The organism is Marinobacter adhaerens HP15, from assembly GCF_000166295.1.
GTDB lineage: Bacteria > Pseudomonadota > Gammaproteobacteria > Pseudomonadales > Oleiphilaceae > Marinobacter > Marinobacter adhaerens.
Window position 1 is genome coordinate 4346411 of sequence record NC_017506.1, and the last position, 20738, is coordinate 4367148.

At 56.9% G+C, this 20738-nt stretch carries 21 protein-coding genes; 5 read left to right on the forward strand and 16 right to left on the reverse strand.

Going from position 1 to position 20738, the window contains the following annotated elements:
- Positions 1 to 91 precede the first annotated feature (91 nt).
- Positions 92 to 2017 carry a methyl-accepting chemotaxis protein gene (locus tag HP15_RS20290; protein WP_014579220.1) on the reverse strand — a complete coding sequence of 642 codons (1926 nt, stop codon included), beginning with the start codon at positions 2015 to 2017 and terminating at the stop codon, positions 92 to 94.
- A 333-nt stretch (positions 2018 to 2350) separates the two neighbouring features.
- On the opposite strand from HP15_RS20290, the gene HP15_RS20295 reads away from it, so the two are divergent.
- The gene (locus tag HP15_RS20295) at positions 2351 to 2905 is read left to right on the forward strand and encodes a hypothetical protein (RefSeq protein WP_227499676.1); all 555 of its coding nucleotides are present in this window, start codon (positions 2351 to 2353) and stop codon (positions 2903 to 2905) included.
- Here the strand turns inward: HP15_RS20295 and HP15_RS20300 are convergent.
- The 11 genes from HP15_RS20300 to HP15_RS20345 form a co-directional block, all read right to left on the reverse strand.
- Entirely contained in the window at positions 2902 to 3153 is a 252-nt protein-coding gene (locus tag HP15_RS20300) for a hypothetical protein (protein WP_014579222.1), read from the reverse strand. The genes HP15_RS20295 and HP15_RS20300 overlap by 4 nt on opposite strands.
- A 94-nt stretch (positions 3154 to 3247) precedes the next feature.
- Positions 3248 to 5683: a sensor domain-containing protein gene (locus tag HP15_RS20305; protein ID WP_014579223.1), complete on the reverse strand. Its 2436-nt coding sequence runs from the start codon at positions 5681 to 5683 to the stop codon at positions 3248 to 3250.
- Between the two features lie 106 nt (positions 5684 to 5789).
- Positions 5790 to 6029: a sulfurtransferase TusA family protein gene (locus HP15_RS20310; protein ID WP_008177271.1), complete on the reverse strand. Its 240-nt coding sequence runs from the start codon at positions 6027 to 6029 to the stop codon at positions 5790 to 5792.
- Positions 6022 to 6150: a membrane protein gene (locus tag HP15_RS22950; protein WP_014579225.1), complete on the reverse strand. Its 129-nt coding sequence runs from the start codon at positions 6148 to 6150 to the stop codon at positions 6022 to 6024. The genes HP15_RS20310 and HP15_RS22950 overlap by 8 nt, the downstream gene beginning before the upstream one ends.
- Positions 6147 to 7319 carry a formate dehydrogenase subunit gamma gene (locus HP15_RS20320; RefSeq protein ID WP_041645981.1) on the reverse strand — a complete coding sequence of 391 codons (1173 nt, stop codon included), beginning with the start codon at positions 7317 to 7319 and terminating at the stop codon, positions 6147 to 6149. The genes HP15_RS22950 and HP15_RS20320 overlap by 4 nt, the downstream gene beginning before the upstream one ends.
- A gap of 87 nt (positions 7320 to 7406) precedes the next feature.
- Positions 7407 to 8015 (reverse strand): formate dehydrogenase FDH3 subunit beta, encoded by a 609-nt coding sequence (gene fdh3B, locus HP15_RS20325; protein WP_041645983.1) that lies wholly within the window; start codon positions 8013 to 8015, stop codon positions 7407 to 7409.
- Positions 8016 to 8030: 15 nt separating this feature from the next.
- Positions 8031 to 10916 carry a formate dehydrogenase subunit alpha gene (locus HP15_RS20330; protein ID WP_014579228.1) on the reverse strand — a complete coding sequence of 962 codons (2886 nt, stop codon included), beginning with the start codon at positions 10914 to 10916 and terminating at the stop codon, positions 8031 to 8033.
- Positions 10917 to 11006: 90 nt separating this feature from the next.
- On the reverse strand, positions 11007 to 11198 hold the full coding sequence (locus HP15_RS22055; RefSeq protein WP_081449860.1) for a twin-arginine translocation signal domain-containing protein: 192 nt from the start codon (positions 11196 to 11198) through the stop codon (positions 11007 to 11009).
- A 41-nt stretch (positions 11199 to 11239) separates the two neighbouring features.
- Positions 11240 to 11851 (reverse strand): TorD/DmsD family molecular chaperone, encoded by a 612-nt coding sequence (locus tag HP15_RS20335; protein ID WP_008177286.1) that lies wholly within the window; start codon positions 11849 to 11851, stop codon positions 11240 to 11242.
- Between the two features lie 109 nt (positions 11852 to 11960).
- Positions 11961 to 12587 carry a DUF3306 domain-containing protein gene (locus HP15_RS20340; protein ID WP_014579229.1) on the reverse strand — a complete coding sequence of 209 codons (627 nt, stop codon included), beginning with the start codon at positions 12585 to 12587 and terminating at the stop codon, positions 11961 to 11963.
- Entirely contained in the window at positions 12587 to 13165 is a 579-nt protein-coding gene (locus HP15_RS20345; RefSeq protein ID WP_041645986.1) for a DUF3305 domain-containing protein, read from the reverse strand. The genes HP15_RS20340 and HP15_RS20345 overlap by 1 nt, the downstream gene beginning before the upstream one ends.
- A gap of 143 nt (positions 13166 to 13308) precedes the next feature.
- Between HP15_RS20345 and HP15_RS20350 the strand changes: the two genes are divergently transcribed.
- Genes HP15_RS20350 through HP15_RS20365 form a run of 4 tightly spaced genes read left to right on the forward strand, consistent with a single transcriptional unit; the run spans position 13309 to position 17328 of the window.
- Positions 13309 to 15288 carry a 4Fe-4S binding protein gene (locus HP15_RS20350; RefSeq protein WP_041645988.1) on the forward strand — a complete coding sequence of 660 codons (1980 nt, stop codon included), beginning with the start codon at positions 13309 to 13311 and terminating at the stop codon, positions 15286 to 15288.
- Positions 15289 to 15305: 17 nt separating this feature from the next.
- Positions 15306 to 16154, forward strand: a complete 849-nt coding sequence (locus tag HP15_RS20355) for an Mrp/NBP35 family ATP-binding protein (protein ID WP_014579232.1) — start codon at positions 15306 to 15308, stop codon at positions 16152 to 16154.
- Entirely contained in the window at positions 16151 to 16855 is a 705-nt protein-coding gene (locus HP15_RS20360; protein ID WP_041645989.1) for a biotin/lipoate--protein ligase family protein, read from the forward strand. Before HP15_RS20355 ends, HP15_RS20360 begins: the two co-directional genes overlap by 4 nt.
- Positions 16852 to 17328 carry a DUF6505 family protein gene (locus HP15_RS20365; RefSeq protein ID WP_014579234.1) on the forward strand — a complete coding sequence of 159 codons (477 nt, stop codon included), beginning with the start codon at positions 16852 to 16854 and terminating at the stop codon, positions 17326 to 17328. The genes HP15_RS20360 and HP15_RS20365 overlap by 4 nt, the downstream gene beginning before the upstream one ends.
- Here HP15_RS20365 and HP15_RS20370 read toward each other — a convergent pair whose 3' ends face one another.
- Genes HP15_RS20370 through fdhD form a run of 4 tightly spaced genes read right to left on the reverse strand, consistent with a single transcriptional unit; the run spans position 17329 to position 20560 of the window.
- Positions 17329 to 18576: a molybdopterin-binding protein gene (locus tag HP15_RS20370; RefSeq protein ID WP_014579235.1), complete on the reverse strand. Its 1248-nt coding sequence runs from the start codon at positions 18574 to 18576 to the stop codon at positions 17329 to 17331. It lies immediately after the preceding gene.
- A 26-nt stretch (positions 18577 to 18602) separates the two neighbouring features.
- Positions 18603 to 19094 carry a molybdopterin-guanine dinucleotide biosynthesis protein B gene (mobB, locus tag HP15_RS20375; RefSeq protein WP_014579236.1) on the reverse strand — a complete coding sequence of 164 codons (492 nt, stop codon included), beginning with the start codon at positions 19092 to 19094 and terminating at the stop codon, positions 18603 to 18605.
- Positions 19091 to 19678 (reverse strand): molybdenum cofactor guanylyltransferase MobA, encoded by a 588-nt coding sequence (gene mobA, locus HP15_RS20380; protein ID WP_014579237.1) that lies wholly within the window; start codon positions 19676 to 19678, stop codon positions 19091 to 19093. The genes mobB and mobA overlap by 4 nt, the downstream gene beginning before the upstream one ends.
- 12 nt (positions 19679 to 19690) lie before the next feature.
- Entirely contained in the window at positions 19691 to 20560 is an 870-nt protein-coding gene (gene fdhD, locus HP15_RS20385) for a formate dehydrogenase accessory sulfurtransferase FdhD (protein ID WP_014579238.1), read from the reverse strand.
- Positions 20561 to 20738 lie beyond the last annotated feature (178 nt).

Consider the following 20738-nt stretch of genomic DNA (forward strand, 5'->3'; position numbering starts at 1 on the left):
TAGTATCCGAGGCTTTCGCTGTGAACAAAAATATATATATCTGATCGTTTCGTTCGTTACTAAAGAATGATTGCCGGGTATGGAAACTGGGTCAGGTCCTGTAAGAGTCCAATTGAGACTTCAGTCTTTCAGCGAGTTGTTTCAATGTTTCTGACGCCTCATTGGTTGATGCGGCGTTCTCCTGGCTGCTGCCAGCCATTTGCCGAATGTGCTCAAGGCGCTGGTTGATGTCCTCAGAAACCTGGCTTTGCTGCTCGGCGGCGCTGGCCATTTCAATGTTGGTATCCCGAATGGTTCGAACGCTCTCGCGCAGTGCGTCGATCGCGTTACCGGTTTCGCGGATCATGTCGTTGGTTTCAGTAGCCAGCTGGCTGCCAACCTCAATAACGTTTGTTACACCGGCAACGCCTTCCTGTAGGTGATTGATCTGGTCCTGGATCTCCTTGATTGATTCCTGGGTTCGACGGGCCAGGTTCCTGACTTCGTCGGAGACCACAGCAAAACCTCTGCCGTGCTCCCCGGCTCGGGCTGCCTCAATCGCTGCGTTCAGGGCCAGAAGGTTGGTCTGTTCTGAAATGTTTTCGATGACGGAAAGAATATTACCGATGTTATCCGATGCAGCTCTCAGTGAAGCGCTGGTTTGCACGGAGCTCTGGTTGTTTTCGAGCTGGCTCTGTATTTTTGCGGTGGTTTTTGCAATGAGCGACTGGCCACTTTCGGCCAGACCATCCGCCTCTTTTGCAATGTTTTCGGCCCTGGATGCGCTTTCGGCAACGGTTTGAGCGGTTGCTGTCATTTCATTCATGGCGGTTGCAACCTGCTCTGTCTCCTCGGTTTGTTGCGAGACAACGGTTGCGGAGTCCGATGCAATGCCCCTGAGACTCGACGAGGCCTCAAGCAGGCTTTCCGACGAGCCTTTGGTGTCTGAAATCGTGGTTTGCAACCGATCAAGCAAGCGATCAAAGCCCTGGGCCATGACATCCAGTTCGCTCTTGCCCGTTGCATTGAACCGCACAGTGAGGTCGCCCTCTCCACTGGCAATGTCGTTGATGGCATCAATCATTTTTTGAAGAGGTCGGGCCACAACCAATTGTGCGAGGGCACTCAGGCAACCGATCAGCACCAGTCCGCCGATCAGAATTGCAATGATCGTCTTGATAGTCTGATTGCGAACCATGGCCCCCACTTCGTCTTCTGAATAGCCGGTTACAATCTGGTACCCCCAGGGATCAAACGCAGTGCGTTCAAGGTTCCAACCGTCCGGCTCGGTTTCCAGCAGGTTTTGCAGTGGATCGGGCTCAATTGAGTTGGAGTGCATGCGGAGTCGACCCTTGTCGTCCACCAGGGCGAGAAACCCCCTGTCCAAGAGGCTGGATGAGGTGATGGCCGCTTCAAGTTCTTCAAGGTCCGCTGAATAGCCCACATACCAGATGCCGATAATCTGGTTTGAGGCGTTACGGATCGGGCTGTACGCGGTGAGGTAGGGGTTGCCGAGGATATCGACCTGCCCGAAGTAAGCTTCGCCCCGGCTGATGGCCTGCCCGGCGGCGCCCGCCATATTCAGCTTGGTACCGATGGCACGGGATCCATCATCTTTCTTGACGTTCGTGGAAACCCTCACGAAGTCCTGCCCGTCGCGAACGAAGAGTGTGGCTGTGCCGTCCATGACCTGGGTAATCCCGTCCACCAGATCAAAATTGTTGTTGATCATGGTGTCGCCCAGAAACAGTGCTGGCGCCGATTTGCCTGCGACGGGTTCCGTTCCCTGAACCCTGGCGGTTCCCATTTGCTGACCACGCTCAATCAGCAGATTCAGAGAATTCTTCACCCGTTTTGACATGAGCTCGTCGGTGATGGAGAGCATTCCGGTGATCTCCTCGACAAGATCACTCTGCCTTTCAGCGACGTCTGCCGTGATCGTTTTCTGCGTGTTCAAAGCGATCACAATGCTTGCGAGCAATGCGATGACCAGCAGAACAACGGCAATCGAGACGATGAACAGTTTTCTGATAGACATTCTGATTCCCCAGAATCTATAAGCCGGACGGAGTATTGGAGCACGCAAACCACTGCGATCTTTTTTTATATCGGCCGGGATCGGTGCTTCGTTAATCATTATTTCGTCATTCGTGAATGATTCCAGAAATTACGACGCGTATGTGCTGCCAAGAGAGCAGAAATGTCGCTCCGGAGGCACAGGCCTGGCTGCGGGTTTGTAAAACCTTCTTGCAATCACCATATTTCGGCGTCCACGAAATGATCAATCGATGGGGCTCGAGCTCATCGTTCAATGGCCATTCCTGGACGACGCGTGCAAGAAGTGAAAACCGGAAAAGACCGAGGCAAAGAATTGGATTGTGAAAAAAAGGGCGCTTTCCTGGCTCGAAGGAAAAAGCACTCGACCCTGACCGCCGGGGTTTATTACCCGAAACCCGAAGCCATTGCAGCCGACTACTGGGGTGTCTTCGTTGATAATACGCCCTACATATTACTGGTGCCTGACGAAGAACGCAGTGCCCGTGAAAAGGCCGAACGGCTGGCTGAATCCGCGAATTTCCGCACGTTGCTTGAAGCAACCCTGACAGCCTGTGAGCGTATTGAAGCGAAACCTGTTGATGGCAGCGCAGTGGATTGGGGCGCGCCCCTCACCGTGATAAGCGCCAGTCGCTCTGGCGACGTTGAGACGGGGACAAGAGAGATCGGCGAGGTCAGGGCAATCCTGATGCCCGGTTGTCATCAGGCCGTGGCAGACACCCTGTGTATCGACGATACGCTGGCGACTGTGATCGATTCGAAATTCCCGCAGGTTTCGAATTTTGACGATCTTCCAGAACTGTCGGAGCGAGACGTGAAAATGTCGCTGGGTAACCTGGAAGCCCGCAAGCATCCACGAGGTGGTCACTAGGGGCAGGTGCTCGCCGGGATTTCCGGAGTTTCCTGGAGGGGAATTGCGCAATCTTCCGGCAATGCGTCGGTCAGCTGCATCAACAGATCTGTTGTGTGGCTCATTTGCTCGCTGAGTTGACTGTAATCAGTGCTATGCTGATTCTCTGACTGCTGGGCGGCAAGCTGGTACTGCTTTTCGAGGATCAGGTCCTGCAGGAATCTTATTTGCCGGGCAGTCAGCATGACCGGTCGACTGTCGTCGCTCATTGTTTGGCCTTTTCGTCTGTATTAAATAGAGATGAGGGTAGGGTTACGGTGGTTTGCTTGCTATGGATCTGACGCAGGTCTCGATCCTGTTTGTTTACAACGTGGTTGTCTGCGGCGAACGAAGAAACGCGTCCATCGCATCGGTACCAAGGGGGCGACTGAAGTAGAAGCCCTGGGCATCACATTTTGCCTGCTTGAAAAACGCCACCTGAGCCTCGGTTTCAACACCCTCGGCAATCGTTTTCAGTTTGAGGGTTTTTCCCAAACCAATAATCGCACGCACAATGGCTTTGTCTTCTTCGTCATCCGGCAAATCCATCACGAAAGACCGGTCTATTTTCAATTTGTCGATGGGCAGTCTTTTCAGGTAGCTCAGGGAGGAAAAGCCGGTACCGAAGTCGTCAATGGCGATGGTGATGTTTCTCTCTCTGAGTGCGTGAAGCTTCGGTATGGCCCTTTCGGGTTGGTGCATGAACGAGCTCTCGGTTAACTCCAGTTCCAGATGCTCTGGAGGCAATCCGGATTCGTCCACAATCGCTAACACCTCGGCAAGAAAGTTCTCATCGTGAAACTGCGATGCAGCGACATTGATAGAGATGCGTCCTATGTCCAGGCCGGCATCCAGCCAGGCTTTACCCTGGTGGCAGGCGGTTTGGAGCACCCACTGTCCAATGTTTCTTATGGTGCCATTTTGCTCGGCGATCGGTATGAAGCGATCCGGTGTAATCAGTCCCTTGTCTGGATGCTGCCAGCGTATCAGTGCTTCCATACCGGTGAGTTTTCCAGGCTCCAGATCAAACTGGGGCTGATACTCAAGGAAGAGTTGATTGTCAGAAACAGCCCTCCTGAGCGCATTCTCGAAGAACACGTACTCCAGTGCCCGGGCGGTCGATTCGCTCGAATAGAATGCATAGGTGTTTCTGCCGTTCTCTTTGGCCTGATACATCGCTGCATCGGCGTCAGCCAACAGTTCTGCCGCATCATTGGAGTCCTGTGGGAAGAGGCTGATTCCCATGCTCACGGTTACCCCGATCTCGACACCGTCCATGGCGAACGTCTCTTTAAACGCTTTCATCAGAGTGTCGGCGACCTGTCCGGCATGTTCCGCGCCTTCAATGTCTTCCAGAAGAACGACGAACTCATCACCTCCAAGGCGTGCCGCCGTGTCGGAAGCACGTAGCTGCTCCCTCAGGCGAGCAGCTACGTGCTTCAGCAGTTCGTCCCCCGTGGGATGGCCCATGCTGTCGTTGATGTTTTTGAATCGATCAATGTCGATGAACAAGACCGCTATAGAACGGCCGGTTCGCTCCGACAGACGGATGCTCTGTTGCAATCGGGAATTGAAAAGGAGGCGGTTTGGCAGACCCGTCAGGGGATCGTGGTGAGCCAGATAATCCAGCTTTTCCTGATGGGCTTTCAGTGTAGAAATGTCCGAAAATACCGTCACATAGCCGACCGGCTCGTCTTTGTTGAGAATAGTGCTGATGGTCAGTAGTTCCGGGAAGACACTTCCGTCTTTCCTGCGGCTCCAGATTTCACCACGCCAGTGCCCGTTTTCCCGAACACTTTGCCAAATGGCATTGAAGAAGCTTGGATCGTGTTTTCCCGAATCGAGAAGGTCGGGCGTTTTGCCGATGGCCTCCTCTTCCGTATAGCCCGTAATCTGGGAAAAGGCGTCATTAACCTCAATGATCCTGTTATCCAGATCGCTGATCATCACGCCTTCAACCGTGCTCTGGAACACCGTCGCCGCTTGACGCAGCTTGTCATCAGCGATGCGCGCCTCTGTCACATCAATAGCAACTGCATAGATCAACCCCGCCTCGGGGGATGTCACTGATGACCAGGACAGCCAGCGGTAGAAGCCGTCTTTGTGCCGATACCGGTTTTCAAACTCCGATGACCCTTCGCTGTTTTCTATCACTCTGCCGGCTTCGCTCAGGGTTTTCTCACGGTCCTCCGGATGGACAAACTCGATGAAAACCTCTCCTTCCAGTTCGTCGCGACGATAGCCCAGCTTTGTTTCCCAAAGTCCATTGACCCGCACGAACTTGCCCTCGAAGTCGACCATCGCGTTCATTGTCATGCGCTGATCGAAGAAGCTGTCCAGTGCTTCCTGGGTCTGACGTTCGCGTGTTACATCAATGATCACGCTATTCCAGCATATGTCTCCATTTTCGCGCTGTTTGGGAGTGCCGGTACCACTCAGCCATTTCACAACACCAGATGCTGGCTTGATCCGCCACTCGTGTCTCCAGAAGGTCATGGTTTCCGCAGAACCACGAATCGACCGGGCCAGTCCCTCGACATCCTCAGGCAGAATCATTTCCCATAGTGGGCCTGGATCCCGTTTCAGTTCTGCCGCTTCAATCTCCCACAGATCAACACACCCCCGGCTGATGTAGCTCAACTGGTCGGTGCCGTCAGGATGGAGAATATACTGAAAGATTGCCCCGGGGATGCCGTCGGTAAGCTCCAGGTAAAGGGCGTTTTCCTCGCCTGGCGTGGAAAAGAGTGGGTCTGAACTCATCGGAATGCCAATTATTAGAGAGCCTAATTAAAGATAGGCTGTTGGAGTTTGATTTTCCAAGAGGGCGTGGTGAAGTGCAGGGAAAGATTGAACGTTCAGTTGCAGTTTATGCCAGGGAAATACGGTAACGGGTGACGCCAGCTTCTTCCTCTCGGGTCCATTCAATCCGGTGGCCGGTGATATCACAGAGGGCCTGAAGGTCCTTTCGGCCGGTGGGATCATCCGCCAGGAAATCGACCAATGTTCCGCTGGGCAGGTCTTTGGTCCGTTTTTTGAAACGCAGGATGGGGAGAGGACATACCAGACCGACGGCGTCGATCTGGTATACCCCGGACTGATCAGTCAAGGCGCACACTCGTTGGACTGCTGCCCTGTTCGGCTGCCGACCAGCCGAACTGATTCAGCACCATCGGTGCAGCAGTAGCAATCAGAAGAGCTGCGACAAAAGCGGAAATCATGACTTTCACGACGAACCTCCTTTGCCTTGTTTGGCTTCAACCTCAGCGACCCACAGGTCGTGGTGCTGACGGGCCCATTCCAGGTCCACCTGGCCGTTGCCCATGGCGTCAAACGCGCCCTCCATACCAATGGAGCCGATGTAGATGTGGGCAATGATGGCCAGCATCATCACAAACGCTACAATCGAGTGCCAGATGTTGGCGTATTGCATCTCTTCATGTGGCGTGAGCTCAGTCGGGAAGCTGGTTCCAATGATGCTGTTGATGATACCGAAGGTGTCGGCAAACATCGGCATGTGGAAAGGGAACAGCAGCGATAGCCCGGACAGGGAAACGGAGGCGCCCAACACCATCACGGTCCAGAAAATGATCTTCTGGCCAGCGTTGAATTTCTTCGCCGACGGATGCCCTTTGGTAAAGATGCCCCCGCCCGCTTTGAGCCATTGCCAGTCCAGCTTATTGGGAATGTTGTGGGCTATCCACATTACGAAGGTCATCACCAGTCCCAGCATGAAAGACCATGCGATGTTGTTGTGGACCCACTTGGAGCCGGCAGCGATGGTTGCAAAGGCGTCGTGGCCGATCACCGGAATCAGGAAGCTACGCCCCATCAGCGTTAATAGGCCTGTGATGCCGAGTGCGATGAAAGAGCCTGCGAGCAACCAGTGTCCGAATCGCTCGATGGCTTTGAACCTCTGAATGGTTGTGCCCGCAGGCCCTCCATCAATCATGATCTTGCCGCGAACGAAATAGAAGACAACAAGCAACGCAAGGAAGCCGAGTATTGCGCCCCCACCGTACGTGATGATCGGACCTTCGCGCAGTTGATACCAGGGCATGCCTGCGTCCTGAATCATTACCTCGTTGGCAGGGCCAGGGGACTGAATTCGGGGATCGATCTCGTTATAACGGATTGAACGCCAGACATCGGCATCCGAGCGCCCGCCATTCGTGCCCAGAGGCGCAGTGGTAGGTGCTGCGTTTTCAGGATTGCCGAGGTTTTCAGACCGAAACGAATCATCCATCTCCAGCTGTTGCTGGCGGCGCATGATGTCCTCGAGGGTTTGGGCCCCCCCGGTCGCGGTCCGGTCAACCGTAGGGGACTCTTGTGCCCACACAGGGTTGAACAGCAGTGTCGCCAACACGAGGAGGGCGGCACTAAAAAGTTTTGTTTTCATTAGAGCACTCCAACGGAATGAACAAGAAGAAATTGTCGTCTTGACCGACGTCGGGGCCCCGAAGGGCCCCGCATGAGTCAGGCCAGTTTATGCACCTTTCTTCTCGTAGGCTGTGCCCCATCCCCAGGCGCCGGAACCGAAACCACGATTCACAACACGCTGGCGATAGATGTCCGCCACCTCGTTGCCGTCACCGGCCAACAGGGCTTTGGTCGAGCACATTTCCGCACAGATCGGCAGTTTACCCTCAGCAATACGGTTACGACCGTATTTCTGGAATTCAACTGTGGAGTTGTCTTCTTCCGGGCCGCCTGCACAGAACGTGCATTTGTCCATCTTGCCGCGGCTGCCAAAGTTGCCCGCTTGTGGGAACTGGGGCGCACCGAACGGGCAAGCGTAGAAGCAATAGCCACAACCGATACAAAGGTCCTTGGAGTGCAGTACTACACCGTCTTCGGTCTGGTAGAAGCAATCCACCGGGCAGACGGCCATACAGGGGGCGTCTGAACAGTGCATGCAGGCTACCGAAATCGAACGCTCTCCTGGCTTGCCATCTTCGATGGTTACCACTCGGCGACGGTTGATGCCCCAGGGGACCTCGTGCTCATTCTTACAGGCCGTTACGCATGCATTACATTCGATGCAGCGCTCGGCGTCGCAAAGGAATTTTGCTCTTGCTTGTCCTTCAAGTGCCATGGTCTACACCTCTTGTTATGCCGGCATAATCGAACATAGGGTGGCTTTGGTCTCTTGCATCTGAGTGACCGAGTCATACCCGTATGTTTGAACTGTGTTGGTGGATTCGCCCAGAACGATGGGGTCGGCGCCCTTGGGATACTTGTCCCGCAGGTCCTTGCCCTGATAGTGCCCGCCGAAGTGGAATGGCATGAACGCCACACCCTCGCCAACACGCTCTGTCACCATGGCCTTCACCTTGATCTTCGACCCTTCCGGACCGGACACCCAGACGTCATTGCCGTCGCGAACATTCAGATTGTTGGCGTCGCGTGGGTTGATCTCGATGAACATGTCCTGCTGCAGTTCTGCCAGCCAGGGGTTTGAACGGGTTTCGTCACCGCCACCCTCGTATTCGACCAGACGGCCGGAGGTAAGGATGATCGGGAACTCCTTGCTGAAGTCGTTCTTCTGGATTGACTCGTACAAGGTCGGCACCCGCCAGAACGTCTTGTCCTCGTAGGTCGGATAATCCGCTACCAGGTCGCGACGTGTGGTGTACAGAGGCTCACGATGCAGCGGCACCGGATCCGGGAAGTTCCAGACAATGGCGCGTGCCTTGGCGTTGCCGAAGGGCGCACATTCGTGTTTGATGGCTACGCGCTGGATACCACCAGACAGGTCTGTCTTCCAGTTGGTTGAGGCGCCGGCGACAGCTTCAATGCTGGCTCGCTCCTCAGCCGTCAGGTCACCATCCCAGCCCAGGTCCATCAGCATCTGCATGGTGAACTCGGGATAGCCGTCCTTGATTTCCGAATTCTTGGAGTAAACACCGTCCGCCAGAATGTTCTGGCCGTTATGTTCAACACCAAAGCGGGCCCGGAATGTCAGGCCGCCTTCGGAAACCGGCAACGACATGTCGTACAGGTTGGCGGTGCCCGGGTGGTTCATCTCCGGGGTGCCCCAGCACGGCCACGGCATACCGTAGAAGTCACCATCGCAAGGTCCACCGGTCGCTCGCAGGGTGGTCTTGTCGAAGTGGTGCTGGTACTTCATGTGTTTCTTGAGTCGCTCCGGCGACTGGCCGGTATAGCCGATGGTCCACATGCCGCGGTTGAACTCGCGGGTGATGTCTTCAATCGACGGCTCATTGCCATCAATGGCGATGTTGCGGAACATGCGATCGGTGAAGCCGAACTTGTCCGCAAACAGTTTCATGATTTCATGATCGACCTTGGAGTCGAACAGCGGCTCTACCACTTTTTCACGCCACTGCAGAGAACGGTTCGACGCGGTTACCGAGCCGTAGGTCTCGAACTGGGTGGTCGTGGGCAGCAGGTAGGCGCCTTCCTTGCGATCGTGGAGTACGGCAGAAACGGTCGGGAAGGGATCCACTACAACCAGCAGGTCGAGTTTCTCCATGGCTTCCTTCATTTCTGTCATCCGGGTCTGGGAGTTGGGCGCGTGGCCCCACAAAACCATGGCCCGGGTGTTGTCTGGCTGCTCAAGGTTTTCCTTGGCTTCCAGAACACCGTCAATCCAGCGGGAAACCGGAATGCCCTTCTCGTTCATCATGGCCCGGGACTTGCCGTCTTTATCCCAAACGGCAAAGCGACCCTTCAGGTAATCCAGATCCTCTTCCCAGACACGGGCCCAGTGAGCCCAGGAGCCTGCTGAAAGACCGTAGTAGCCGGGCAGGGTGTCAGCGAGTACGCCGAGGTCCGTTGCGCCCTGAACGTTGTCGTGGCCACGGAAGATGTTGGTGCCACCACCTGCGACGCCCATGTTGCCAAGGGCCAGCTGGAGCACGCAGTAGGCGCGGGTGTTGTTGTTACCGTTGGTGTGCTGGGTACCACCCATACACCAGATAACCGTGCCGGGGCGGTTGTTGGCCAGAGTGCGGGCCACACGCTCAAGCTGTGCTCCGGGGGCGCCGGTGACACGCTCAACTTCCTCGGGATTCCAGCGCTTCACTTCCTCGCGAATGTCTTCCATACCGTACACACGGGTACGGATGAATTCTTTGTCTTCCCAGCCATTTTCGAAGATGTGCCAGAGAATACCCCACACCAGCGCTACGTCGGAGCCGGGGCGGAAACGTACAAACTCGTCGGCATGGGCCGCTGTGCGGGTGAAACGCGGGTCGCACACGATCAGCGGGGCGTTGTTCTCTTCCTTCGCCTTCAGCACGTGCAGCAGCGACACCGGGTGCGCTTCGGCGGGGTTGCCCCCGATAATGAAGATCGCCTTGGACTTGTGGATGTCGTTGTAGGAGTTGGTCATTGCGCCGTAGCCCCAGGTATTGGCTACGCCGGCTACGGTCGTGGAGTGGCAGATACGAGCCTGGTGGTCCACGTTGTTGGTGCCCCAGTAGGCCGCAAACTTACGGAACAGGTAGGCCTGCTCGTTGTTGAACTTTGCGCTGCCCAGCCAGTAGACCGAATCGGGACCGCTTTGCTCACGAATTTCGAGCATCTTGTCGCCGATTTCGTTGATGGCGGTATCCCAGGAAATCTTCTGCCACTGGCCGTTGACCATTTTCATGGGCGACTTGAGACGACGCTCGCCGTGGGCATGCTCCCGTACGGAAGCGCCTTTGGCGCAGTGAGCACCCAGATTGAAGGGGCTGTCCCAGCCTGGTTCCTGGCCAGTCCACACGCCGTTCTGAACTTCGGCTTCTACGGTGCAGCCAACCGAACAGTGCGTACAAACCGATTTCTTGACGACCACTTCTCCGCCACCGGTTGCCGGAGCCGCAGCTTCAACCCGTCCCGATGTCAGCGACAGTGCCGCCAGACCACCCACTGCCACGCCAGACGTTGTCAGGAACTGACGACGGTCCAGAGTCTTGGCAGCGAGAGAAGAAAGCAAAGAGCCTGCACGGGAGCCTTTCGCTACCCCGTTGGTCTTCTTCCTCAACATGTCGTTTACCTCTCTCTTTATTATTCTCGTTTTTTCGGAAAGCCGAGTCTCTCAAGGGCCTTTCGCAACCTCGATCAACTCAAATCCCCGTTAAAAGCGAGCCGATTCGAAATACTTACGTGTGTGTTCGGTATCACGTAAACCGCGGCTTTTCGGAACGTCTGTTCTGACGACCTCGGCTGCGGCGTTCGGTGCAACCGTCATTGCAACGGCAGCTGGAGCTGCTGCTGCAGCCATTTGCAAGAAACGGCGACGGCTGTTTTCACGCTTCGGGTTGTCCATTGGACACCTCCCCCTGGGTTTATGGGACCTTGAGATCCCGGTTACTGAATTGCAAAGGCGTCGGCTTCTACCGCCATGAAGGCTCGACCGAGCGAACCCACTGGTGCGTAAAAAATGGCGCTTTGCGCTTCTTCCAAGTCGGTAAAAAACAAGGCTGCCCACTTTGCCAGGTGGGCATCAAAAAATGCTTTTTGCGACGGCAGTCCGCTGTCGCATGGAAATTCCCCGGTGATGATGCCCGCCATGATTTCGCAGAGGGTGCCGATGTGATCTTCCGGCTCCTTTACGTCGCTGCGGGATTTGATACCGCGGGTCATGAGATCCGTACGCAGCTCCGCCAGGGGCTTCTCATTCAGGAAGCCGGTGAGGTAGTAGCTGGCATAGGGGAGCAGTTCTCCGCGACCGAGTCCGACAAACAGATTGTTGAACTCTCGCTCGGCGTCATACGGGTTGGTGCGTTCGGCGAGGGCTGCCAGGTTTTTGCAGGCCGAACCGAGGGGCGTCTCGTCGCCTTGTAATGAAGCCAGCCCTTTCAGCAATTCACTGGAGGGCGGGTCTACAAGCAGGACGCCAAGCAGCTGATAGATCTGGGCCCTGGCACGATCTTCTTCAGAGATCGAACGCGGGCACTGGATTTCCGCAGTGTTACTCAATTCCTGTTCCTTCTAATTATTATGTGCGGCCTGTCACGCTATTCTAGTACACAATCCAGAATATTGGCCTGACCGACCTTTAATTTGCTAATAGCTGAAACGTATTCTGCTAATAGTCAAAACGCATACGAGGACGGAATCGTGGTTCCGGCTCCTCTTCTGAGTAGGTCGCCTCTTCTTGGGCAAGCTGCTGCTCGGGAAGTTCCGTCGGCGTTGCCATATCTTCCAGTTCGGGACTGTCCTCAGAATCCGGTTCCTCGGCGGTTGTGGAATCAGGCCCTGCCAACGATGAGACTGCCTGCTTTTCCGACTGATCGTCCACGACGTCCGCGGCTTTTTTGGCTTTGTCGACGAGCCCCTCTCCAACCTTGTATAGAGTTTTCACTGTCTGTCCGGCCGTCGAGGCCAGTGTGTAGTCCTCATCGTAATCATTGAGGCCGTCCAGAACGGCCAGTACCGGGTTCGATTTCCAGAGTCCCCTCAGGGCCTTGCGGCGGAGGAACTCCGGAATTTCCTTGCGCATGAATCCGGTGATGTCCGTACCCAGTTCAATGTTTTCCGGGTCAGGCAGGCCATACTTCTCTAGCAGCTCGTGTTCCGGCAATGCTTCATTGATTGCCAGTTCCTGCTCCTCCGGGGCTGGCTCAGCCTCGATAACCGGAGGAGGGGATGGTTCCGGGCGCTTGGCGGCTTCGGCCTTCTTGCGAGCCCAACGCTGGAGTCTTGATTCGGCCATTACTGAATTCTCGGCTTTTTGATGTTCGCAGGGGCACGGTAGACGTCGCTTTCCTGGCGAATGCGCGGGTCGCCCTTGGCATCCTCGGCGCCATCAACGCGAACTTCATCGCGGCGACGTTTCTTGAACGGCTCCTCGATGTAGTGCATGTCGATAAATTCCTTGATCCAGGCCGCCATTGATTCGGGAATAGGAACCGCCTCAACTATACTTTCGCCACTATCAAGGGCATCCAGTGCTTCATGGGCGCTGGCCGTAATAGTGCTCACGACCCATCCGGAGGGCGACTGGCTCGTTACATCTCTATCCATGATGATCCATACGGATGGAACGGCCATGTTCAGTGAGACCAGATAGCCTTCGACGTCGGCCCGAAAAAGCTCCATCGTAACGGTGCTCGCGTGGTAATCGACCACGTCTTCCTCGCGAACCAATTCTTTCCAGAATGCATCAGGTGCACCAGGTATAACGGCAACCGGCTTCCAGATTTCTTTTACCCAGCGAGTGACGCCCGGGGATCGACGAACGACAGCGCCAACCCTCAGCTCGCGTTTCCACTGTTCTGTACGACTACTCATGGTGCTTCTCATTTTTTGTTATAGCGTAAAACTAGCAGGGCACAAAAGATTATCCAATTGTCCAAAAGATAATGCCTGTGGCATGCTCGAAAAGCGATACGTAAGCGTATACGTATAAAAACAACGAAAGAGTCAATTTCCTGATGACGGCACATAAGACCTTATTACTATGCAGCTGCGACAAATCACAGACCTTCGATTCAGAGGCTTTGCGCAAAGCCGCAGGCGCTGAGCAGGCGATTGCAGTTGATCAACTGTGCGGCAAGGAATTGAGTGTTGCCGCCGAGCATCTGGGCGCCAGCAATGATGTCCTGATTGCCTGTGGCCAGCAGGCCGCCTTGTTCGAGCGCCTTGCGGAGGACGTTCACGCCGAGATCCAACACGCCGCGCCACTCCAATCCATTGATATCAGGGATCGTGCTGGCTGGAGCGCCCCCGACGCGAAGCCCGAGCGCCTGCATGCGAAGCAGGCAGCCCTGATTGCCGCCGCCCAATTGCCGCCGCCCATGGCGCCGGCGAAAACCATTCAGTCCAACGGCGTGTGCTGCATCGTCGGTCCTACCGAGAAGGCAATCCGGATGGCCGGACTGGTGCAGGACGAACTGGGTGTTACCTGTATTGTTAATGATGCCGGCCCCATCCAGCTGCCATCTGCCGCTTACGACGTGGCCAAGGGCCAACTGACGGGAGCCTACGGTGCACTTGGCAATTTCAAGCTGGAATTCGCCCACCTGCAACCCTTGCACCCGGCCGGTCGCGGTGAGCTGGGTTACGAGGCGGCCAAGCCCACCGCCCGCAGCGAATGCGATGTGTTTATCGATCTGCGGGGCGGCGCCCCGGCATTTCCGAGCCACGAGAAGCGCAACGGCTACTTCTGGGCCGATCCGGAAAAGTCCGGCGAGCTGGAGCGCATTGCCCTGACGGCAAGGGAAATGGTGGGTGAATTCGAAAAAACCGTCTATTTCAGGCTCGAAGAGTCTCTGTGCGCGCACTCCCGGGCCAACAAGCCTGGTTGTACACGGTGCCTGGATGTCTGCCCGACAGAGGCTATTTTTTCCTTCGGGGATCACATCCAGATTGATTCGGATATCTGTGCCGGTTGCGGCTCCTGCGCTGCCGTCTGTCCCACCTCTGCAGTGACCATGAATGAGACGCCGTTCGAGGCGATCACCAAGGCTGTGGAAGTGATGGCCAAAGTCTACCGCGAGCATACCCACGAATCGCCCCGCCTGGTCTTCCATACCCTGGAAGCTGGCACAGAGGCCATTGCCAACCTGGCCCGCTACGATAATGGTCTCGCGGATGATCTGATCCCGATGGGGCTGGAACATGTCGACCGGATCGGCCACGCTGAAATCATGGCGGCGTTTGGTGCCGGCTACGCCGAGGTTCTCATCCTTGCGGACAACGAGCTGGATCGCCGTGCAGTGACCGCAGAAGTGGAGCTGGCCCAGGCCATGCTCAAGGGTACCCACAACTCGCCGAGCCGGATCAGGGTTATTTCCGCCATCGAGCTTTGCGACGCCGGGGACAATGCCGGTCGCGTGAGCGACCCTGTGCTGCTGGTGGGCGGTCGCCGGGATATCACCCGGGTGACAGTGGCCGCCATGTCGGAGAAAATCGAAGAGCCGATTCCGTTGCCCAAAGGCGCGCCTTACGGTGCCATCGAAATTGATTCCGATAAATGCACCCTCTGCCTTGCCTGTGTATCACTATGTCCGACCGGCGCCCTTGGTGACCATCCGGATCGGCCCGAGGTGCAGTTCACGGAAAACGCCTGCGTCCAGTGTGGTATCTGCGAGAGTACCTGCCCGGAAACCGCCATCACCCTGAAGCCCCAGCTTGATGTGTCCAAGGCGGCGCTCAGTGCCCGGGCGTTGCACGGTGAAGAGCCCTTCGAATGCATCAAGTGTGGCACCCCGTTTGGTGTAGCCAGCACGATTAACCGCATCGTCGAGAAGCTGGAAAACCAGCACTGGATGTACAAGAACTCTGATAACGTGCAGCTCATCAAGATGTGCGATGACTGTCGGGTCAAGGCCCAGTTCCATGGCAGCACAGCGCCCATGGCCGGTGGCGAGCGCCCGCGGGTCCGCACCAGTGATGACTATCTGGACAGTTAAAAACAACAGGACACACCATGGTTGAGTACACCGAAGTAGGAAAAAATCCGAATCTGATCGGAACTGACGCTCCAAGGCCTCAGGACAAGAACCCGAGGGGCGTCGATCGCATCATTGCCATTGCGTCGGGCAAGGGCGGCGTTGGTAAATCGACCGTGTCGTCCAACCTGGCGGTGGCCCTCGCCTCGAAAGGGCTGAAGGTCGGCTTGCTGGACGCTGACGTCTATGGCCCGAGCCAGCCCCGCATGCTGGGGGTTTCCGGTCGTCCGTCCAGCCCGGATGGAAGCACCATCCTGCCGCTGAGAAATCACGGCGTAACGCTGATGTCCCTGGGCCTGATGGCACCGGAGGACGAGGCTATCGTCTGGCGCGGGCCGATGCTGATGGGCGCCTTGCAGCAGATGATGAACCAGGTTGAATGGGGCCGGCTGGACGTGCTGCTGGTGGATCTTCCGCCGGGCACCGGTGATGTCCAGATGACCCTGAGCCAGAAGTTCTTCGTGGCGGGTGCGGTCATTGTCTCGACACCTCAGGACATCGCCCTGATGGATGCTCGCAAGGGCATTGATATGTTCAAGCGAATGGACGTTCCGCTGTTCGGGCTGATCGAAAATATGGCGTCGTTTATTTGCGATGGCTGTGGCAAGGAACACCATCCCTTTGGGCACGGCGGCGCACGAGCCGAGGCAGAGAAACTGGGCTCGCCCTTCCTCGGAGAGATTCCCCTGGATCTCGATATCCGGTTGGGATCGGACGGCGGAGTTCCGATTGTGGTCTCGAAGCCTGACAGCCCCCAGGCCCAGGCTTTCCAGCGCATCGCCGATGAAATTGTCGCCTCTGACGTCTACGCCCGGGCCATCCAATGATCGAATCACCCCAGTTCCCACCGTTACTAACGGGAGAAGTGGTGCCCAGACACATGGACCCGTTTGATAAAGCCGTCAGCCGGGCGATCGCGGGCGTCGATTCCGGCACGGTGTTCTACTCCGAGCAAGACGACACCCTGCGCGCAGCCCTGGTCCTGGCGCCCGAAACACCGCTTGAAGAGGCGATTCAGGCAGTCTATGTGGCCCAGATCGGCCTTGCCGAGAGTCTGGGCGCGCTGGCCCCGCCCGAAGTGCCGGTGTACTTTGAGTGGCCTGACCGCATCAAGGTAAACGGTGCGCTCTGTGGCAGTGTTCGTTTCGCATCGGATGTGTCTGATCCCAAGGCCTACCCCAACTGGCTGGTGATTGGAATTGAGGTGCCTTTTATTCCGAAGACGGACCAGCCGGGAGAAAACCCGGATGAGACCTGTCTGTATGAAGAAGGCTGCATCGAAATCACACCCATGGTCCTACTGGAAAGCTGGTCCAAGCACACGTTGCTGTGGCTGACCTACTTTTTGGACAGCGGCTTTGAGCGGGTACACAACGAGTGGCGGCCAAGGTGCGACACCTTGGGCAAAAGGATTGAACGGCCCAGACCAGGTACCTTCGTTGGCCTGGATGAAAAAGGCCGGATGCTGTTGCGTCAGGATGTCATGACCGAGACGCTGAGTTTGATCGAATTCGCGGAGCACGTATGAAACTGGCCCGAACCCTTCAGTTGGATATTTCCGACGAAAACGTATTTGAAAAGCCTGCACCCAGCGGTGAGTGGGCGATCTCCGGTGGCTTCGAGTTTTCCAACTGGACTGAGGGAGACCTGAAAGGCAAAGCCCGTCAGGCGTTCAGTAACGGCTGGTACAGCATTGAATCAGGCGGGCGCGCCAGTTTCGTGGGGGTCTGCAACATTACCGAACCGGAACTGGAGCATGTTCGCCGGACTCTAGCGCAGACCTTTGTTGACCATTACGGCGCGCCGGATATCGACGCGGCCTACCCGGTTGCCTGTGAGGAAATCGACCAGATGCGCAGCATGTGCGAGGACTTCGAGGACAACACACTGTTGATGGTCAGCCGCACCCTGACCGAGCTGGGTGTCGAGGAAACCTACCGTTCCCGGGGGCCTCAGGATGCCTCACTGGAAGCGTTTGCGGTTCACGGCAGCGTCGACTGACTACAGACCGAAGCTGCCGTATGGAATAAACCGCACGGGAGTGCCCGGCTCAATCTGCTGGGCACTTTCATCCAGTTCCACCAGCCCCTCGGACCAGGCCAGGCCGGTCACCCGGCCGGAGCCTTCCGAACCGAACACCTCTACCTGCCCATCCCGAACCCGTGCCCGCAGCATCTCGCTGCGCCCGGGCTTTTTGTTTTTCGAAAAATTCGCCGGCATCACGTAGGCCTGGGGTTCGAACCATTCACCGCCTGCAAGTAATGCCATTGCAGGGGCACCAAAACGCAGGGCACAGACCCAGGCGGCGACCGGATTGCCCGGCAGGCCCACCACAGGCGTGCCCTGGAACATGGCGAGGGCCAGCGGGCGGCCAGGTTTGATGGCAATGCGCCAATTGCTGATGTCGCCGTGGGCTTTCAGGGTCTTCGACACGTGATCTTCGTCACCGGCCGATACGCCGCCACTGGTGAGGATCAGATCGCACTCTTGCGCCCCTGTTTCCAGAGCCGATTTGACCTCGTCAGCCCGATCGAGTGCATGACCAAGGTCCACCAGCTCGTAGCCCAGTTGCGAGACCAGGGCGCTGAGCATCGGCCGGTTGGCGTCGTAGATTTGCCAATCAGTGACTGTGGCACCCACCGGTTTTACCTCATCGCCGGTAGACAGAACGCCAACCCGCAGCTTCTGGTAGACGTCGACCGACTCCACCCCAACGCTGGCGAGTACGGAAATCTGCGTGGGTGTCAGGCGAGTTCCTGCGATCAGGATTCGATCCTGTGCCTGGATGTCTTCACCGGCTTTGCGGGCATTGGCGCCCGCTTTCAGAGTGCCGTTCAGATACAGCTGGCCATCCCGGACTTCGCAGTCTTCTTCGAGGACCACTGTGTCTGTCCCGGATGGAATGACTGCGCCGGTGAGAATCCGGATCGCATGTCCCGCGGGAACCTGGCCTTTGAAAGGCTCGCCGGCGGCACTGCGACCATCGACCAGAGGCAGTGTGCAGGGAACATCCGTTACAGGGCCCGCCAGTGCATAGCCGTCAACCGCCGAGTTGTTGCTTGGTGGGTGCGCCCGGGGAGCGTAGACGTCGCTTGCCAGGATACGGCCGTTTACCCGGGATAGGGGAACGGCGTGTTCAGTCTCCACCACAGGGTGCAACCGTGAACGCAAACGCTCAAGGGCCTCTTCGACCGGGGTCCAGTTGACGCCGGGGGGCAGGGCAAAGCAGTCGTTGCGAAGCGGTTTCATGGATCTTCGGCTCCTGGTTATGCCGTTCAGGCTTGCTTGCGGTTCAGAATAAAATCAGCGATGGCGGGAATGTCGTTGATGTCGAAAACGGGCCCCGAGAATTCGGCAGCGTAGTCCGACGCCACAGCAACAATGCTCGGGTCCTCGGTGAACAGCGGTGACCTCGAACCTTCTCGTCGATGCACTTCGATCTTGGCGTGGGTGTGGGTTTTGAATCCCTCCACCACGACCCAGTCACAGGGGCTCAGTCGTGCCAGCAATTCATCCAGCGTCGGTTCCGCCGCTCCCCGGAGTTCGTGCATGATGGCGAAGCGCTGGCCACCAGCGAGGATGACCTCCCGGGCGCCGGCGTCGCGATGCTTGTAGCTGTCTGTTCCGGGTTGATCCACATCCACCATGTGGTGGGCGTGCTTGATCGAATTGACCGTTAACCCCCGACTGGACAGCTCACGAATCAGGGCCGAGGCCAGGGTGGTCTTTCCGGAGTTTTTCCAACCTACAATGCCGATGACGTTCACTTCAGATTCTGCTCCGCCCAGGCCAGATCTTCCGGCGTATTGATGTTGAAAAAGTCGCCCTCGTTGAACACCACCAGGGTTTCGCCCTGGGCCTGAGTCCACTGGCGGATCTTGCGAACCCCATCGTTCAGGGCCGCCCGAAGGTTGTGGCGCAAGGATACCTGCCAGCGACCAAAGGTTGGCTGTGGCAGTCGACCCCGCTCGGGGTCCGGCGTGGCTGCCAGTACCACCGGGGTATCATATCCGGCCAGTCTTTCGGCCAGGTCCCGGGGAAAGGAGGGGGTGTCCGCGGCAACGCTGATCAGCCAGTCATGGCCCTGCTCGGCCGCCCAGTCCATGCCAGCCAGTACACCGGCCAGCGGGCCGGGAAAGCCCTCGATGGAGTCTGCGACCACTGGCAAACCCAGATCGTCAAACCGATGGATATCGCCGTTGGCATTCAGTACCACCGCGTCGACCTGCGGCGTGATTCGCTCAATAACCCGCTGGATCAATGACTGGTCGCCGAGCATAAGGCGGCCTTTGTCGCCGCCGCCCATCCGGTTTGCCTGGCCGCCGGCCAGGATGACTGCGCAATCGGTCACGCCGTGCCTCCGTCAATCATGCTGAGCCCCTTTTCGACGCAGCTTTTTGTCTTCATCGGGAACCTGCGAGAGGTCCTGATCGAACACCAGGCGGTGTTGGCCGCTCAGACAGGTGAATTTCTTGCCTCGCATCCGCCCGATCAGGGTCAGCCCGACTTGCCGGGCAATATCGACGCCCCAGGCGGTAAAGCCGGAGCGGCTGATCAGAGTGGGAATGCCCATGAGCGATGTCTTGATCACCATTTCCGAGGTGAGTCGCCCGGTGGTGTACAGCACTTTATCGGCCGCAGAAATATTGTTCAGGTGCATCCAGCCAGCAATCTTGTCCACGGCATTGTGGCGCCCGACATCCTCCATATAGGCGAGGATTTTCTGGCCCTGGCACAGCGCGGTGCCGTGGATGGCGCCGGTCTCCATGTACAGGCTGGGTGTGTGGTTGATCTGGTAGGAAAGGTCATAAAAGGTGCTGGTGTGTACCGGAGTGTCTGGCAAAGATAGCCCTTCCAGTCCGGCCATCATATCGCCAAAGACCGTGCCCACCGCGCATCCGGAGGTACGGGTTTTCTTTTCCAGCTTGTCCTCAACATCAGTAACGCTGGAGGTTCGAACCACGGCAACCTCAAGTTCCTCATCAAAATCGATCCCGGTGACCTCATCGGTCTCTTTCAGCATGCCCTGGTTGAGCAGGAAGCCGAGGGCCAGGTACTCGGGGTGATCGCCAATGGTCATCGCCGTGACGATCTCCTGGCTGTTCAGGTAGATGGTCAGTGGGCGCTCTTCGATCACGCTGATCGATTTGGCCTCGCCGTTTTCGTCAACGCCTTCTACCGGCCGGGAAAGCCGGGGATCCGTGGGATCGGGAAGTATGGGATCAATCGTCATTTTTGTTATAGCCGTTTCATGAATGCCGCAGAATGGAAGTTGTACGGAGATTGGCAGAGATTAGCTTATTTGGCATTCGGGAAAAACAGCTGCTTTCAGCCAATAAAAAACCCCGGCATGGCCGGGGTTTTCTATTGGCGTAAAACCGGGTCAGGCCGGGGGCCTTAGAACTTTGCCC